The organism is Paenibacillus faecalis, assembly GCF_900289175.1.
GTDB classification, from domain to species: Bacteria; Bacillota; Bacilli; order Paenibacillales; family Paenibacillaceae; genus Paenibacillus_AQ; species Paenibacillus_AQ faecalis.
In genome coordinates this window covers 991,995-1,007,991 of record NZ_LT985747.1, presented here as the reverse complement: position 1 = coordinate 1,007,991, position 15,997 = coordinate 991,995, and the positions used below count along the sequence as shown (strand labels likewise).

The following is a 15,997-nucleotide window of genomic DNA, read 5'->3' as shown; positions in this document are numbered from 1 at the left end:
GTCTTTTGTCAGTTCCGATCCATATTTTTGCCATAATAAATTTCATCCATCTCAAGCTTTAGTCGAGCTGTAATTTCTTCCCGCTCTTCCGCAGTGAGCTTGTCTTTCGTGTAGCCGAACAAATAGTTGTCCAGGTCGAACTGTTTTAGCTTGCATTTGGTGTGAAAAATATGTTCCTGATAGACATTGACATCGATCATGTCATACCGTGCTTGAATCTCGTCCGGGATATAGTTCTGGATGGAGCTGATTTCATGATCGATAAACAGTTTCTGTCCGCTGATGTCTCGCGTAAATCCTCGTGTTCGATAGTCGATCGTCATAATATCTGTATCAAACGAATGGATAAGATAATTCAATGCCTTGAGCGGTGATATTTCCCCGCAGGTGGATACATCAATATCAGCCCGGAAGGTGCTGATGCCTTCATTCGGATGATATTCGGGATAGGTGTGAACGGTAATGTGGCTCTTGTCCAATTGAAGAACGATATTATCAGGCAACGGCCCCGGTGACTCATCAAGGGATGCGTCGGGGACCTCGATAACAGGACCCTCGGATACGAGCACCGTTACACTGGCTCCTTGCGGTACATAGTCCTGTTGAGCGATATTGAGTACATGAGCTCCAATAATATCGGATACATTTTTCAAAATTCCAGTGAGCCGGTCCGCATTATATTGTTCATCGATATATTCAATGTAAGCTTCGCGTTCTTCCTTGGTCCTGGTATAGCATATATCATACATATTAAAACTGAGTGTTTTGGTGAGGTTGTTGAATCCGTGCAAGGTGATATGTTGTATCGGATCAGGTTTCATCGCTCATTTCCCCTTATAATCAAGTATTGGATAAGCCAAGATATGCCCTTAAATTTTCCAGAATAATGCGTTCTTACTCTTGAGGAGCGAAAATGCTAAATAAGGTCATGTTTAACTATGTTTTTACCCAATCCCTTAAGGTCCATAACATAACTGCCCTTGCACGGTACCGAACATATTCCCTTCTTGCTTTCATGCTGCAAAATATAGAAAGAGATTATGATTGTTGCTTATGAGCGACTTTTCCGAAACGTTCTCATGAACGAATGGGGGATGCTGCTCTCAAAGCGCATAAGTTCTCCGCTTGTCGGGTGGATAAAGGCCAATGCTTTGGCATGAAGACCGAGTCTGCCGAGGATTTTGGATTTTGAACCGTATTTTTTGTCGCCTACGATGGGATGTCCGATGTCTTCCATATGTACACGGATTTGATTTTTTCGTCCGGTTTCCAGGTTGACCTCCAGCAGTGAAAAATCCCGATTGGTCTCCATCGTCTTGTAGTGGGTTACTGCATGCTGTCCGTCATTCGGATAAGGGCTGGAGTACATTTTCAGAGTGCTGCTCTCTTTCAGCCATGACGTAATGGTTCCCTCGGCTTTTCTCACCGCACCTTCAACCAGGGCTATATAAGTACGCTCTTTGACAGTGTTCCGCCAGTTATTTTGCAAGGTTTGCTGAATGCTCTCACTTTTGGCGAACATCATCACACCGGACGTATCGCGGTCTAGTCGGTGAACGATAAAGATTCGCGCATTTGGATTGTCGCTGCGCACATGAGCTGTCAGCTGGCGATAAGCTGTCATTTCGTTTTCTTTGGGGGAGGCAATGGAAAGAAGACCGGCATCCTTTTCGATCACAATCACATCGTCATCTTCATGCAATATACTCAGTCCGATTAGCTCGGGTCTATCGGCGGCTTTATGCTTGCTTAGTGTGATGGTTTGTCCAGGTTTTAAGGCATGATTATACGCCGTGACAGTATGACCGTCTACTAGAACTTGTCCGCGGGCAAGAAGGGATTTGATCGAATTTCGGCTCATATTTGATATATTGTTTAGCAAAAAGGCGAGTAGTTCCGCAGGCTCTTTAACAGGATAGGTTTTCTCGGAACCCGGTTTGGAGATGTTTGCTGCATGGCCCGCTTTACGCTTACGCTCATGATGCTTACGATTGAGTTTTGATGAATCGTACGGCTTGTTGGCGCGGTACTCGCTTCTTTTTTCAGCAGAGGCTCCTGTATGTGTTCTTTCTGGTTTCAATGATCTTGGTCCCGTGGAGGGACGTTTTTTGTTAGTCATGGTTATTCTCCATCCTGAAGTAGATTTCCAGTCAACTATACCATGTTAGTGCAAGGCAATTCCATGGATCGCATTATAGAATGGTTATTGGTTGCCGATACAACCAAACCCCGGTAAACTTAAAGGTAGAGACTGTCCTGTCGCAAGAACCAAAAGGTTAGAGTTAGGAGTTTTAAAATGTTAAATAGGGAACGGAGTCATTCGGAATTGATGAATTTGAATACTGCCAGACAGTATTTGCAGAAGTATTACGGTTATCCTGACTTTCGGGAAGGACAGAAAAAAATCGTAGCGAGCCTTCTTGAGGGACAGGATACGCTTGGGATTATGCCGACTGGTGGAGGTAAATCAATCTGCTATCAGATTCCGGCATTGATGTTACCGGGAATGACCCTGGTCGTATCGCCTCTGATTTCGTTAATGAAGGATCAGGTGGATGCCCTTACAACAGCAGGCATTTCAGCTGCTTATATCAACAGTACGTTGAGCGGCAAGGAAGTGAATGAGCGGATTCGGCAGGCGAAGCGGGGAGAGCTGAAGCTGCTATATGTAGCTCCGGAGCGACTGGAGCTGGATTGGTTCAGGGATGAGATGGCACAGCTTCAAATTTCCTGTGTTGCCGTTGATGAAGCCCACTGCGTCTCCCAATGGGGACATGATTTCCGGACAAGCTATTTGTCGATTGCCCCCTTTGTAAGGGAGCTGCCCGTTCGTCCGATTTTGGCTGCTTTTACGGCTACAGCGACACCGGAAGTTATGGAAGATATGCAGCGACTTCTCAGCTTGAATGAGCCGCAGGTGTTTGTTACCGGGCTTGGCCGTGATAATTTGGAGATGTCTGTGCTCCGCGGCGAGAACAAGCGAGAGTATGTGCTGGATTATGCAGCATCACATACACATCAATCCGGTATTATCTATGCCGCAACCCGCAAGGAAGTCGATGACCTGTGCCAGCGTTTGCAGCAGCAAGGATTGGCCGCAGGACGTTATCATGCAGGGATGAACGATGCGGAGCGCGCTTCCAGCCAAGAGGCTTTTTTGTATGATGATATCCGTGTGATCGTGGCGACCAATGCGTTTGGCATGGGGATTGATAAATCCAATGTTCGCTATGTCATTCATTATAATATGCCCAAAAATATGGAGTCTTACGTTCAGGAAGCCGGTCGTGCAGGGCGTGACGGCGAGCCGAGCCAGTGCATACTGCTGTTTAGTGCGCAGGATATCATGACCCAGAAGTTTTTGATTGAACAGAACCCCCAGGACTCTGAACGAAAACACAACGAATACCGGAAGCTGCAGCAGATGATCGACTATTGTTATACAACACGCTGTCTGCGCAGCGCCATGCTGGATTATTTTGGCGAAGACCATGAGGATAAACCATGCGGGACCTGTAGCTCCTGTACGGATGATCGGGAACTGATCGATATTACGGTGGACGCCCAGAAGATTTTCTCTTGTATTCACCGGATGCGTGAACGATTTGGTGTTTCTATGGTAGCGTCCGTCCTTAAAGGCTCACGTGCCAAAAAGGTGCTGGAATACCGTTTTGACCGCCTGCCTACTTACGGTGTCATGTCCAATCGAACGGAGAAGGAAATATCAGAAATGATTCATGTCCTTATTTCCGAAGGATTTCTTGCGCTTACCGAAGGGCAGTATCCGGTTGTGAAACTTCAGAGCGGTGCAGCAGAGGTGCTTAAAGGCCAGCGAGAAGTGATGCAGCGGGTTCCGCGTCCTGCGAAGGCCGCGGCGGGACAGCGACGGAACACCAGTCGCGACTATTCACCGTCAGCTGTCAATGAGACCGTGTTCGAACAGCTGCGACTTATCCGCCGCGAGCTGGCCAGCCGTGAGCATGTGCCGTCCTATATTATTTTTAACGATGCGACCTTGCGTGAGATGAGTGTGGTTTGTCCGAAAAGCGAGGAAGAAATGCTGGGCATCAAGGGAGTTGGCGAAGTGAAGTTCCGCAAATACGGCAAGCCGTTTCTCGATTTTTTTCTAAATCAGTCCGGAGATTCGTATACAGAATATGATTATGATGAGTATGAATAAATCGAATCGATGCAATAACGATAAATAAGCGTTATCGATATGATGAAATACACGTATGGAATAAAAACCAAGCGAGGTCGTAAACCATGAAAGTCATCTTGTCTACGTTAAATGCAAAATACATTCACACGTCACTTGCCATTCGCTGCCTTAAGGCTTACAGCGAGAAGGATTTTGACATTGAGCTCACAGAGTACACCATCAAAGATCCAGTGATGAATATCGTTTCCGATCTGTTTCAACGAAAACCTGATGTTATCGGCTTTTCCTGTTATATTTGGAACATTGAAGAGACGATTAAAGTGATTGACATTATTAAAAAAGTGATGCCAGAGGTAACGATCATTTTGGGAGGACCGGAGGTTTCCTACGATACAGAGTATTGGATGCATCGGCTAAACAACGTTGATTTTATCATTATGGGCGAAGGTGAGGAGACGCTGCATCATCTCCTGAAGGAGATTGAGGGCGAGCATAAATATCATTTTGTGTACGGAGCCGCGTATCGTAAAAACGGTGAGGTCATTATTAATCCGCCGCGTCCAAAATGTGATTTGAACGAACTGCCCTCACCGCATCGTTTTGCCGAGGATATACCGCATCTGAGTAAACGTGTCGTCTATTTCGAGACAAGCCGGGGCTGTCCGTTCAGCTGCCAGTTTTGTCTCTCGAGTATTGAGGTAGGCGTTCGTTATTTCGATATCGAACGGACGAAGTCCGATCTGTTATATCTAATTGATCACGGTGCCAAGCTGATTAAATTCGTGGATCGCACGTTTAATATCAAACGTGATTATGCACTTGAAATGTTTCAGTTTTTGATTGAAAATCATCGAGGGTGTGTTTTTCAATTTGAAATTACGGCAGACATTATGCGGCCTGAGGTCCTTGAATTTTTGGCTGAAAACGCCCCGCCAGGCATCTTCCGTTTTGAGATTGGTGTTCAATCGACGAATGACCCGACGAATGTGCTTGTCAAGCGTCGCCAAAATTTTTCCAAGCTGTCTCGTACGGTCCGCATGATTAAGGAAAGCGGAAAGATCGATCAGCATTTGGATTTGATTGCAGGCCTGCCGCTCGAAGATTACGACACATTCCGGAAGACGTTTAACGATGTATTCGCACTCGAACCGGAGGAGCTCCAGCTCGGATTTTTGAAAATGCTGCGCGGTACCGGAATGCGAATCGATGCGCCTAAATACAATTACACGTATATGGATTATGCGCCTTATGAAATATTGGGCAATGATGTATTGTCGTTTTCGGATATTGTCAGGTTGAAGCGGTTGGAGGATGTGCTTGAGAAATACTGGAATGCACATCGTATGGATCATACACTGAAATATTTAATGACGCATGAATTCCCGTCTCCTTTCGACTTCTTTCAGGAGTTCGGGGATTACTGGGAAGCTCAGGGCTGGCAGAAAATTGGACATCAGCTGGAGGATCTGTTCACACGTTTGACAGCATTTCTCAAATATCGGCAAACGCCGCGTATGGAAATCATTACAGGGTTAATGAAGTTTGATTATTTCCTGGGACATAAATATAAACCTCGAAAAATCTGGTGGGATTTCGTTCAGGATAAAAATGAATGGACTGCTCAATTGAAGCAAGTTTTGAATGAGCAGGAACAATTCTCAGGCGGTTTGAACAAGCTTGAAGTCGGTGAGCGTGAGCTGCAAAAACATGCCATGATTGAAGTGCTTCCTTTCGATCTGGAAGAAGTTATACACCACGGTGGCTCCGGGATTTCAGCTAGTGGAGAGAGGGAAGATACTTCTTCCCGAACGATGCTGGTTGTGCTGTATCAGCAATCAGAGGATGGACGGCCGCTTTATTTTACAAAGGTTGTTTAAAAATCAGCTTCATCCGGCAACCTAACGGGTGAAGGGGTGATAAACATGATAGAGAGGCAAGATCCCAAGCATAATGATGAACCGACGGTTGCAGATGGGATGGAAGATCATGACGAAATGTTGCAGGAAGACGCAACGGAAGAGGAGATCGAAAAGGGTGATTTTACCGAGGTCACTCAGCTAGTTATCGATCGGACGCCGGAAGAGTAGATTTTATAGATTGAGCTAAATTACGCTAGGCTTCAACGGAGAAGGCGGAATTATTTTGGAGAAACGTTGTGGTCGGCCGAAAGAGGCTGTCCCAAGAGTAGCTCTACTCACTAGACGAGACACTCACTTGATGAGTAAATTATGCAAAAATAAAGAAATGGCGGTGCCAAGGAGGTTATCTCTGCAGCCGCCATTTCTGCTTTTTGGTCTATTGCTGCCTTCTTGAAGCAATTCTGAAAAAGCGGTAGCGGTCGCCTTTGTCCCCGATATATCTTCCTTGTAAAATGAATTCAGGATATTCGGGGGCAAGAGCGATTGGAGGACTGCTTCGTTCCGATAGCGTCATTAGAACAGACAAAGGAGCCGCCCCGGGTCAATGGGCCTTTCGGGACTGCCCTATTTTTTGTTAGATGTACATATAGAAAGGTAAAAAGCATTCATCTGTTAAAAGAGTCATGCAGAGCGATTGCTTTTTTTAATTTAAATCTATCAACGTTTATCTAGCAGAACATATGGTCATAGAAAAATTGATTCTTCAGTTCTATTGAGAATTATTTACAATTAATGTAGTTTATTCTTGTAGTGTGATATAGTTGTTTATCAAAATTTAAATCTACCAAAATGTTTAACACAATGCAAGAAAGCGCTACCAATATTTGTGGTATCATAGGTGAAAGAGTGTTTTGAAAGGAGGTGGTGTCGTTTTACGTGGGCAGGCAGAAGTCTGATTTACTATTTTTTTAGAGGAGGGATTTATAATGAAAAAGGGTTTATTTAGATTGCTAGGCAAATCGAAAATGGTTTTGCCGTTGTTGGTCGTCGCGGCGATGATCATGAGCTTTTTACCGCTTGAGGCTTCTGCAGCAGATCGGGGCCCGTGGGCACCTAATGTATCTTATACCGTAAACGACACGGTCACGTATGGTGGAAAAACGTATAAAGCTATTCAATCTCACACTTCTTTAAACGGATGGGAACCGCCTAATGTACCTGCGATGTGGCAGCTTGTTCAAGGCGGAGGAGATGGAGGCGGAGATGCTATAGCTCCTACAGCTCCAGCGAACGTGACAGTAAGCGGTGTCACCTCATCGAGTGTAACTCTATCCTGGCAGGCATCGACGGATAATGTAGGTGTGACAGGATACGATGTATACCAAGGCAACGCAGTGGCTGTATCTGTTACCGGTACGACAGCGACAATGACCGGACTTTCAGCTAACACCACATATACGTTTAAAGTCATTGCCAAGGACGCTGCTGGAAATCTTTCTCCGGCCAGCGCGACCGTAAATGCAAGAACACCGGATGGCAGCGGCGGGGGCGGTGGTGGCCAGCTGCCGAAACATATACTGACAGGATACTGGCAGAACTTTGTGAACGGCGCAACCAATTTAAAAGTAAGAGATATACCGGCTCAGTACGATATCATTGTATTGGCGTTTGCTGAGATGGACCCGGCGAATCCCGGAGCTGTCACTTTTACGGTAGATCCTGCTCTTTCCGCAGCTTTGGGCGGGTATACAGATACTGAGCTGAAATCAGACATTCAGGCTAAACGTGCTCAGGGCAAGAAGGTTATCATATCCATTGGAGGCGAATTGGGTAATATTGATCTCAATAACCCTTCACCGAATGTAACAAATTTTGTGAACAGTATGTATGGAATCATCACTGAGTTTGGCCTGGATGGGGTGGACATTGACCTGGAGCATGGTTTGCATGTCAATAATTTAACCAATGCAATCCGTCAGCTGAAGCAAAAAGTCGGCAATGACTTTGTTCTGACGATGGCTCCGCAAACGATAGACATGCAGAGTCCGAATACATCCTATATTCAGCTTTACAACAATTTGAGAGATATTACAACTGTAGTCAACGTACAGTATTATAATTCCGGATGTATGCTCGGTCTTGACGGAAAATGTTACACACAGGGCAGTGTTGATTTCCTGACGGCTCTTTCTGATTTAACGTTGCAGTGGATATCCCCATCTCAATTGGGACTAGGTGTACCGGCTACACCTTCAGCAGCAGGGGGCGGATATGTTTCCCCAACCGTCGTCAATAATGCGCTAAACTGTTTGGCTACCGGAAACAGCTGTGGAAGCTATAAACCGGTTGCTAAATACCCTGATATTCGGGGAGCCATGACATGGTCCATTAACTGGGATGGAACGACAAACTATAGTCTTGCCAATACGGTCAGACCATTTTTGAACACACTTCCTTAATATAGATGAGGTGCTATTGAAAAGAATATAAAAGAAACCTCCCTTTGGGTATATGGCGGCGGCACAAACTGCCACTTCCCCCTGGGGAGGTTTTTTTAACAATATTAACTATGAAATATGTTTACGATTCAATTTTCCTGTTTTGCTTAACTCTGCGCATTCATGAAATGCAAACTGTTTACATCCAAGGCATTTGTTATATTGAATATTTTCAAGAGCGAAGTTTATAGCTTCGCCTGTATGCTCAAAGAAACGATCTTTACCAATCATGGAGTAGCATCCGGTTTTCATCAGCAGTTTCTTAGGCTGTGATTTGATCCCGGAGACAACAACAACGACACCGCGATCCATAAGTTGCTGGATCAGCCTGGAAAAATTCGATTCTCCAGTCGCATCCATGAATGGAACTTTTCCCATTCGGAGCAAAACGACCTGAAGATTGGAGTCCTCCAAAAGTTTGCGTCCAAAGCTTTCAAAAATATGGGAGGCACCGAAGAATAAAGTGCCCTCGACCGTATAAATGCCAAGTTGCGGACAATCACGCTTTTCGGTTACCATATGCGGCTGCATTTTTTCTTTATCGGAGGTGTGATCCGGCAATACTTTATTAACTGCTAACATACCGCTCATTCGTTTGATAAATAAGATAACAGCCAAAGCCAATCCGACCTGAACGGCAATCGTTAATGTTGTGAATACCGTTAGCAGGAAAGTGACAAGCAGAATAAGCGAGTCCCCGGTGCGGGTTTTAAGCATATGTGTAAATGTTTTATATTCACTCATGTTCCAGGCTACAACCATAAGAATGGGCGCCATGCTGGCTAGAGGAATATTCGATGCATAAGGGGCGAACAGAACGACGATGAGCAAGACTACCACACCATGGATGACTCCGGATAGTGGAGATACTGCACCGCTTTTTATGTTCGTCGCTGTACGAGCAATAGCGCCTGTAGCGGGAATTCCCCCAAACAGCGGAGCGGCGATGTTGGCTACGCCCTGTCCGATAAGCTCACGATTGCTGTTATGCCGGCTGCTTGTCATTTCATCGGCTACTACAGCTGAGAGCAGGGATTCGATGCTCCCAAGCATTGCGATAATTAGAGCCGGCTGCAGCATCATCACGATGCGATCCCAGCTTAGTTCCAACGGAACGAACTCTGGGAGTCCGCTGGGAATGTTTCCGTAAGCGGTGCCGATGGTCGTTACCTTTCCAGGGAACAGCCAGACGGCGATCAAGGTGGAAACGATGATGCCGACGAGAGAAGCGGGAACTTTAGGGAAAAATTTAGGTGTAAAAATGAGTGCAGCCAGACAGATAATTGCGGTTAGCACACTGTACAGATTCAACGAGGAAATACGCAGAACGATTTCTTTCATATTGTAAAAGAAGTATTCGTGACGCTGCACGCCTTCCAGTCCGAGAAAATTAGCGATTTGTCCACTGAAAATAATAACAGCGATACCGGTCGTAAATCCAATGGTGACCGATTTCGGAATGAATCTGATCAAGGAACCCAGACGCAGAAGTCCCATAAGCACGAGGAATATTCCTGCCAGAAAGCCGGCAATCAGCAGGTTCTCATAACCGTACTGAATGACGATTCCAAGCAAAATAGGAATAAAAGCACCCGTTGGGCCGCCGATTTGAAACTTGGAGCCCCCAAACAAGGAAATCAATATACCAGCAATGATCGTAGTGTACAGCCCATACTCCGGCTTGACTCCGGAAGCTATCGCAAAAGCCATCCCCAATGGAATGGCAACGATCCCTACGATAAAACCAGAAATCAAATCCTTGCGAAAATCATTAGCCGAGTAACCATTAAAACGTTTCATCCATTTCATTTGCTTTACTCTTCTCCTCTTAATTTTTACATTACATTCTTCCTGTAACTTTAATAAGCCCCGCTGTCCGGCGGGGAATGACAATGAACTTCGTTTGTTATGTGGATGCGCCTTTGGTTAAACAGCCTTTCATTCCTACGTTTGCTTGTTAATATCCTCCAAAAGAGAAATCGACTCTACCAAATGGTTGTTAAATATTTGCCGGGCAACCCCGAGCAGATCGCTGATGAGCGGATCACGAAGGGAATAGATCACTGTTGTGCCTTCCTTTACGCTGTTAACTAGGTTCTTGGCGCGAAGCACTGCAAGCTGTTGGGATACGGCTGAGCCCTCTGACCCAAGCATCGACTGAAGTTCATTAACATTACGCTCCCCCTGGCTCAATATTTCCAGGATGCGAATTCTCATGGGATGAGCGAGCGCTTTGAAGAATTCGGCTTTAAAATGTTGAATATTTTTATCCATGGGATGTTATCTCCTTGATTTATGATATTCATATATCTGAAAATTTGAATATTTGAACCAAACGTCATGTTACCATGATAACCTGTTCTTGTAAAGGGATAAATGCCGGAGAAATGATGACATATAGCTATAAAATAAAGCCGAGAGTTATAAAAATAAGCGACCGCCATTCAAATGAATCGCGAGTCGCCTATTTACGGAAAAAATCTGCTTAAGTTTTGTTAATTACAGAACAGACCCTGCAGGAGATTCTTTATCTGCTCCAGATACATGCCGCTCAAGCCAATCCAGTATATGAGAAGCGACCTCGTCTCGGTTGATCTCGTGAAGCATTTCATGGCGACCGCCAGGATACAGACGGTATTCCAATTGCTGCACTCCGAGCTTCTGGTACAGGTTGATGAGATTACGTACACCTTTTCCATGCATCCCTACCGGGTCTTCATCGCCGGAAAAAATATATATCGGTTTGTCTTTCACCAGATTATTCAGCATGTCAGGTCTGTGGATTTGCTTCAGTAAACGGAAAAATTCCCGGAAGAATCGCGCAGAACATACCTTTCCGCAGTAGGGATCGTTTATGTAACGGTCAACTTCTTCCGGATCTCTCGACAACCAGTCGAAGGGAGTCCGGACAGGGCCAAAGCCTTTATTAAAAGGTCCAAATACGATTGCATTCATAAGTGCGCTTCGGTGAACAGGTCCTTTTATTTTGGCCTGGGCCGCAGCGAGAGCTTCACCTAGGCCGAGAAACCCTCGCGGGCCGTTGGAGCCGGAAAGGAGAAATCCGTCAAAATGCTCGCTATGTGTGCACATGATCTTTTGTGTTAGAAAAGACCCCATACTATGGCTAAGTAAAAAATGCGGCAGTTGAGGGTGTTTATCCTTAATTACGCTGGATAGAAGGATGATATCCTGTATCATTCCGTCAAATCCGTTTTCTCCTGTATCTCCGAGTGCTTCCAGACTATTGGCTGTTCTGCCATGTCCACGGTGATCATTGGCGTAAACGGCGTAACCATGTTTCGTAAGCAAGGCAGCCAGTTCCTCATACCTTGCCCCCGTTTCACACATACCATGAGCGATCTGAAGGACTGCCTTGATATTCGTATTCTCTTCAGGTAGCCATTGATACACAAAAATGTCCATTGCTTCAGTATTCAACATCGTAAATGTCTCTGATTTCATCGCTTTCCGGCACCTCCACAAAACGATTGATTTTTCAGATATACTTCAGAACAAGTCCCTTTAAGGCAAGTAAGAACGAAGGACGGTTGAATTGCCTTCTAATGTGTAAGACCCAAGGCTTGCAGGCAGCAGGAAGCATTGACCGGAAGAAAAAGTCTGAGACCCTTCATCCCATTTTATGGTTCCCTCTCCGTCACATATAACCAGAATGGTAAAGCTGTCATCGGTTGTTTTCAAACTCCATGGTCCTTCAACAATCCCTTTTTCTACGATAAAATATGGCGATCTGGCCAGTTCCAGCCATTGTCCAGGCACCGCATGGTCCGTGCTCATTGTTGTTGCACCTGATCCTTCATAAGCTGTTACATTCAAGGAGTCCTCAATGTGGAGCTCACGAGGTTTGCCGTCAAGCCCTGGACGGTTGTAATCGTATATCCGGTAAGTTGTGTCGGAATTTTGCTGGATTTCAGCTACGACAACACCAGCACAGAGGGCATGAACCGTTCCAGCCGGTATGTAGAATGAGTCACCAGCCTTAACGGGCACTGTTTGGAGAGTATCCATTACTGTGCCGTCTTCCAGCGCTTTTTTAAGAACCTCCCGGGTAACATCTTCTTTCAGCCCGTAAATGATTTTGGCATCCGGCTTAGCATCCAGCACGTACCACATTTCTGTTTTCCCCAGTTCACCTTCTGGCAAACCTTCATAATCATCTGTTGGATGCACTTGAACGGACAGGTCATCATTACAGTCCAGCAGTTTAATCAACAGCGGGAAGCGGCCGTTCACTTCAGAAAATCCTTTTTTGCCAAACCATTTGGCACCGAATTTCTCGCGGACCTGATCCAGACCGAGACCAGCCAGCTCTCCGTTAACTACAGAAGTGGTTCCGTTCGGATGGTCTGCAATCATCCAGCCTTCTCCAATATGGCCTTCTGGAATGTTTAAGCCAAATTGTTCAAGGGCACGTCCCCCCCATACTCTTTCTTTAAATTCAGGTTGAAATAAAAGTGGATACGGTTGTGTCATGTTGTTTCATCTACCTTTCATAAACGATAGTAAAGGATAGCGATTCACGCTTGGGGTGTCGGATAGAACCTTATAAAGCGTACTGCTAGGTTTCTATCATAACCGTTTCTTTCGTTCCAGTGCAATGAGATATGGCGCATCTGAACGCTGAATACCACGATACATTATAGCCTGTGCAGCGCGAGGGGGCAGAGCCGATGCCCATGCTTCCACTGCAGCGGCTTCTTGGCTACCGCCTTCATGTCCAGGATAAAGAACCACAGTTATAACACCGCCGGGCAGAAGTAAATCCAGAGCTGCTTCTAGGGCTGTCAGCGTGCTTTCGGTCTGAGTTATAACCTGTTTATCGGATTGTTCGGTCGGCAAATATCCAAGGTTGAACATAATAACAGATATTTTACCGTGATATTCGGCAGGAATGGTGCTCTTCATCAGGGAATGGCTTCCCAGGTGCAAAGATATTGGGGCCAGTGTCTCATCAGGTTCCTTTTCCAATCTTTGTCTGGTCAGGGCCAAAGCTTCTTTCTGAATATCAAAAGCGAAAACACGGCCGCGAGGGCCGGCGGTCTTGGCGAGAAACAGAGTGTCTGCACCGGTTCCAGCTGTGGCATCGATGGCGATACCTCCGGGCTGAAGCCGCTGGGCTGCCAGCTTGTGAGCAAAGCTCAAAACGGAGAGGAAGCCCATCAGGACTCCCTCCATAATTTACCCTGCCATGTATCACGCCGTTTTAACTCGGCATCAATGCCGTTCAGCACTTCCCACTTTTTCAAGCTCCACATCGGTCCGATCAACAGGTCGCGAGGAGCGTCTCCTGTTAAGCGGTGGACGACCATTTCTGGCGGCAAAAATTCAAGCGTATCTACAATCAGTTTAATATATTCATCCTTCTCCAGAAAACGTAAAAGTCCTGCTTCATACTGCTTCACCATCGGGGTTTTTCGCATAAGATGAAGCAGATGGATTTTAATGCCCTGAACGTCCATTCTGGATACAGCACGGCCGGTTTCTAGCATCATTTCATGGCTTTCTTGAGGAAGACCGTAAATAATATGGGTGCATACCCGAATATTATGTTTGCGGAGTTTTTCCACAGCCTGTAGATAGCATTCGGTATCATGAGCACGATTGATGAGCTCTGAAGTCGAATGATGGATCGTTTGCAGCCCCATTTCAATCCATAAATACGTCCGCTCATTCAGTTCGGCCAAATATTCAATAACATCGTCAGGAAGGCAGTCCGGCCGTGTGGCAATCGATAGACCGACGACACCGGGCTGCTGCAAAATCACTTCATAATATTCTCGAAGTACTTCTACAGGAGCATACGTATTAGTATAAGCTTGAAAATAACCAATATACTTCGCATTTGGCCATTTCTGATGCTGCTTGTCCCGAATTGTATTGAATTGGGTCACCAAGTCATCACGTCTGCGTCCTGCAAAATCTCCCGATCCTCTTGAACTGCAGAAGGTACAGCCTCCTGCGGCGATGGTACCGTCCCGGTTCGGACAAGTAAAGCCGGCATCCAGCATCACTTTGAATACTTTATCTTGAAACTGGCTGCGCATTTCGTAGTTCCATGTATGGAATCGTTTATCACCCCACATCAGTGGCGCGGATTCAACAGATGTCTTCATGTGTACTCCTTCTGTAATGAAATGGGATGTTTCTCATAGCAAGAATTAAATTCTTTATATATTGTAACAAAAACAAGGGGATGCCGTCATGTTCAGTAAACTTCTGCATCAACGTCTCTTGATCGTTATACATGAAATTGCTATATTTATATAAGTAATTGTTTCATTATGACAAACAACAGTTTATTAACAATGCTTGCGTGGAATTCATACTCATCTGATGGATTGTATATACTTTACTGTGAGGTGATTAGAATGAATTCAACACCAAGGAAGACATATGCTAAGGAACGTATTGCTGTGGAATTTACCCCGGATGAAGCTTTGGCCCTGACAGGAGTGGAATTTAATTTCAATCAGGAAATAAAGGCTTCAGCGCAGCGCAAGATTCGGGCTGCCTTTGAGAAGACATTTGACTTTGCAGTTGAAGAAAGGTAGACATCCACAGTTTGACTCCCGTGGAACCCCAATTCCAAATATACCGAAAAAGGAACACTTTCTTTTGTTTTTTATGCAGAAGAAAATGTTCCTTTTTCTATTCACTCTTTACTTTTGAAGGTAACTTCGTCACAATACATCAGTATAAGTTAATTATAATTAATTATAAGCATAAGTTTCGGAGGTATATCATGCGTCTACGTGGAAGAAAAGGGATCCGGGAAAGCCTCGAGCAACAGAGTGACTTGGTTATTCTGGAACCGGGACAATATAAAGGAAAATGGGCTTCCCTGTTTGGAAATGACAAGCCGATTCATGTGGAATTCGGTATGGGCAAAGGGCAGTTTATTAGCCAGATGAGCTATAGAAACCAGGACGTGAATTTTATCGGGGTCGATATGTACGATGAGTTGATCCGGCGGGCAAGTGAGAAGGGGAGAAACGCCTGGGCTGCTGACGGAGTAACGACACCGCCCAATTTAAAGCTTGCTCTCATGAATATTGAAAATGTGGAAGATGTGTTCGAATCCGGGGAGATTGAGCGAATCTATTTGAATTTTAGTGATCCTTGGCCCAAAAACAGGCACGCTCGCCGTAGGTTGACACATCCACGATTTCTGGAGAAATACAGCGCTATCCTGAATGAGCGCGGACAGATTCATTTCAAGACCGATTCTGTCACCTTGTTTGAATTTTCTCTAAATGCTTTTTCAGATTTCGGGCTTCAAATGACCAATATCTCGTTGGATCTTCATCGGGACGGATTGAATGAAGAGTTTGTCATGACGGAATATGAAACGAAGTTTGTCAATCAAGGCATAAATATTCATCGTTGTGAAGTGATTGTCGGACAAGAAGCACTGTCGGAGTACAAAAAAGAACGGCTAGAGAAGTACAGCAAGTAATAAA

At 45.3% G+C, this 15,997-nt stretch carries 14 protein-coding genes; 6 read left to right on the top strand and 8 right to left on the bottom strand.

The genetic code is table 11. From position 1 onward, the window contains the following. Positions 1-8: 8 nt before the first annotated feature. Together speD and C8268_RS04915 are read right to left on the bottom strand one after the other, a co-directional pair. Positions 9-821 (bottom strand): adenosylmethionine decarboxylase, encoded by an 813-nt coding sequence (gene speD, locus C8268_RS04920; RefSeq protein ID WP_106766649.1) that lies wholly within the window; start codon positions 819-821, stop codon positions 9-11. 230 nt (positions 822-1,051) lie between these two features. Then, on the bottom strand, positions 1,052-2,119 hold the full coding sequence (locus C8268_RS04915) for an RluA family pseudouridine synthase (protein ID WP_106766648.1): 1,068 nt from the start codon (positions 2,117-2,119) through the stop codon (positions 1,052-1,054). A gap of 177 nt (positions 2,120-2,296) precedes the next feature. Here C8268_RS04915 and recQ point away from each other — a divergent pair, with 177 nt between their 5' ends. From recQ to C8268_RS04900, 4 genes are all read left to right on the top strand, one after another. Continuing rightward, entirely contained in the window at positions 2,297-4,180 is a 1,884-nt protein-coding gene (recQ, locus tag C8268_RS04910; RefSeq protein ID WP_106766647.1) for a DNA helicase RecQ, read from the top strand. A gap of 86 nt (positions 4,181-4,266) precedes the next feature. Next, positions 4,267-6,039, top strand: a complete 1,773-nt coding sequence (locus C8268_RS04905) for a B12-binding domain-containing radical SAM protein (RefSeq protein WP_106766646.1) — start codon at positions 4,267-4,269, stop codon at positions 6,037-6,039. 45 nt (positions 6,040-6,084) lie between these two features. Next, positions 6,085-6,249 carry a hypothetical protein gene (locus C8268_RS22895; protein WP_199794811.1) on the top strand — a complete coding sequence of 55 codons (165 nt, stop codon included), beginning with the start codon at positions 6,085-6,087 and terminating at the stop codon, positions 6,247-6,249. Positions 6,250-7,007: 758 nt separating this feature from the next. Then, on the top strand, positions 7,008-8,480 hold the full coding sequence (locus C8268_RS04900; RefSeq protein ID WP_106766645.1) for a chitinase: 1,473 nt from the start codon (positions 7,008-7,010) through the stop codon (positions 8,478-8,480). Between the two features lie 108 nt (positions 8,481-8,588). Here C8268_RS04900 and C8268_RS04895 read toward each other — a convergent pair whose 3' ends face one another. The 6 genes from C8268_RS04895 to mnmL form a co-directional block, all read right to left on the bottom strand. Next, the gene (locus C8268_RS04895; RefSeq protein WP_106766644.1) at positions 8,589-10,328 is read right to left on the bottom strand and encodes a SulP family inorganic anion transporter; all 1,740 of its coding nucleotides are present in this window, start codon (positions 10,326-10,328) and stop codon (positions 8,589-8,591) included. A 135-nt stretch (positions 10,329-10,463) separates the two neighbouring features. After that, positions 10,464-10,793: an ArsR/SmtB family transcription factor gene (locus C8268_RS04890; RefSeq protein WP_106766643.1), complete on the bottom strand. Its 330-nt coding sequence runs from the start codon at positions 10,791-10,793 to the stop codon at positions 10,464-10,466. 225 nt (positions 10,794-11,018) lie between these two features. Then, complete coding sequence (locus tag C8268_RS04885) at positions 11,019-11,981, bottom strand: alpha/beta hydrolase (RefSeq protein WP_106766642.1); 963 nt, start codon at positions 11,979-11,981, stop codon at positions 11,019-11,021. Positions 11,982-12,041: 60 nt separating this feature from the next. Continuing rightward, a complete protein-coding gene (locus tag C8268_RS04880) occupies positions 12,042-13,010 on the bottom strand; it encodes a type I phosphomannose isomerase catalytic subunit (protein ID WP_106766641.1) in 969 nt (322 codons plus the stop codon). A gap of 96 nt (positions 13,011-13,106) precedes the next feature. Then, a complete protein-coding gene (mnmM, locus tag C8268_RS04875) occupies positions 13,107-13,697 on the bottom strand; it encodes a tRNA 5-(aminomethyl)-2-thiouridylate-methyltransferase MnmM (protein ID WP_106766640.1) in 591 nt (196 codons plus the stop codon). Beyond that, the gene (mnmL, locus tag C8268_RS04870) at positions 13,697-14,650 is read right to left on the bottom strand and encodes a tRNA modification radical SAM protein MnmL/YtqA (RefSeq protein WP_106766639.1); all 954 of its coding nucleotides are present in this window, start codon (positions 14,648-14,650) and stop codon (positions 13,697-13,699) included. Before mnmL ends, mnmM begins: the two co-directional genes overlap by 1 nt. A gap of 255 nt (positions 14,651-14,905) precedes the next feature. Between mnmL and C8268_RS04865 the strand changes: the two genes are divergently transcribed. Then, entirely contained in the window at positions 14,906-15,088 is a 183-nt protein-coding gene (locus C8268_RS04865) for a hypothetical protein (RefSeq protein ID WP_106766638.1), read from the top strand. Positions 15,089-15,279: 191 nt separating this feature from the next. Beyond that, positions 15,280-15,993 (top strand): tRNA (guanosine(46)-N7)-methyltransferase TrmB, encoded by a 714-nt coding sequence (trmB, locus tag C8268_RS04860; RefSeq protein ID WP_106766637.1) that lies wholly within the window; start codon positions 15,280-15,282, stop codon positions 15,991-15,993. Positions 15,994-15,997: the final 4 nt, after the last annotated feature.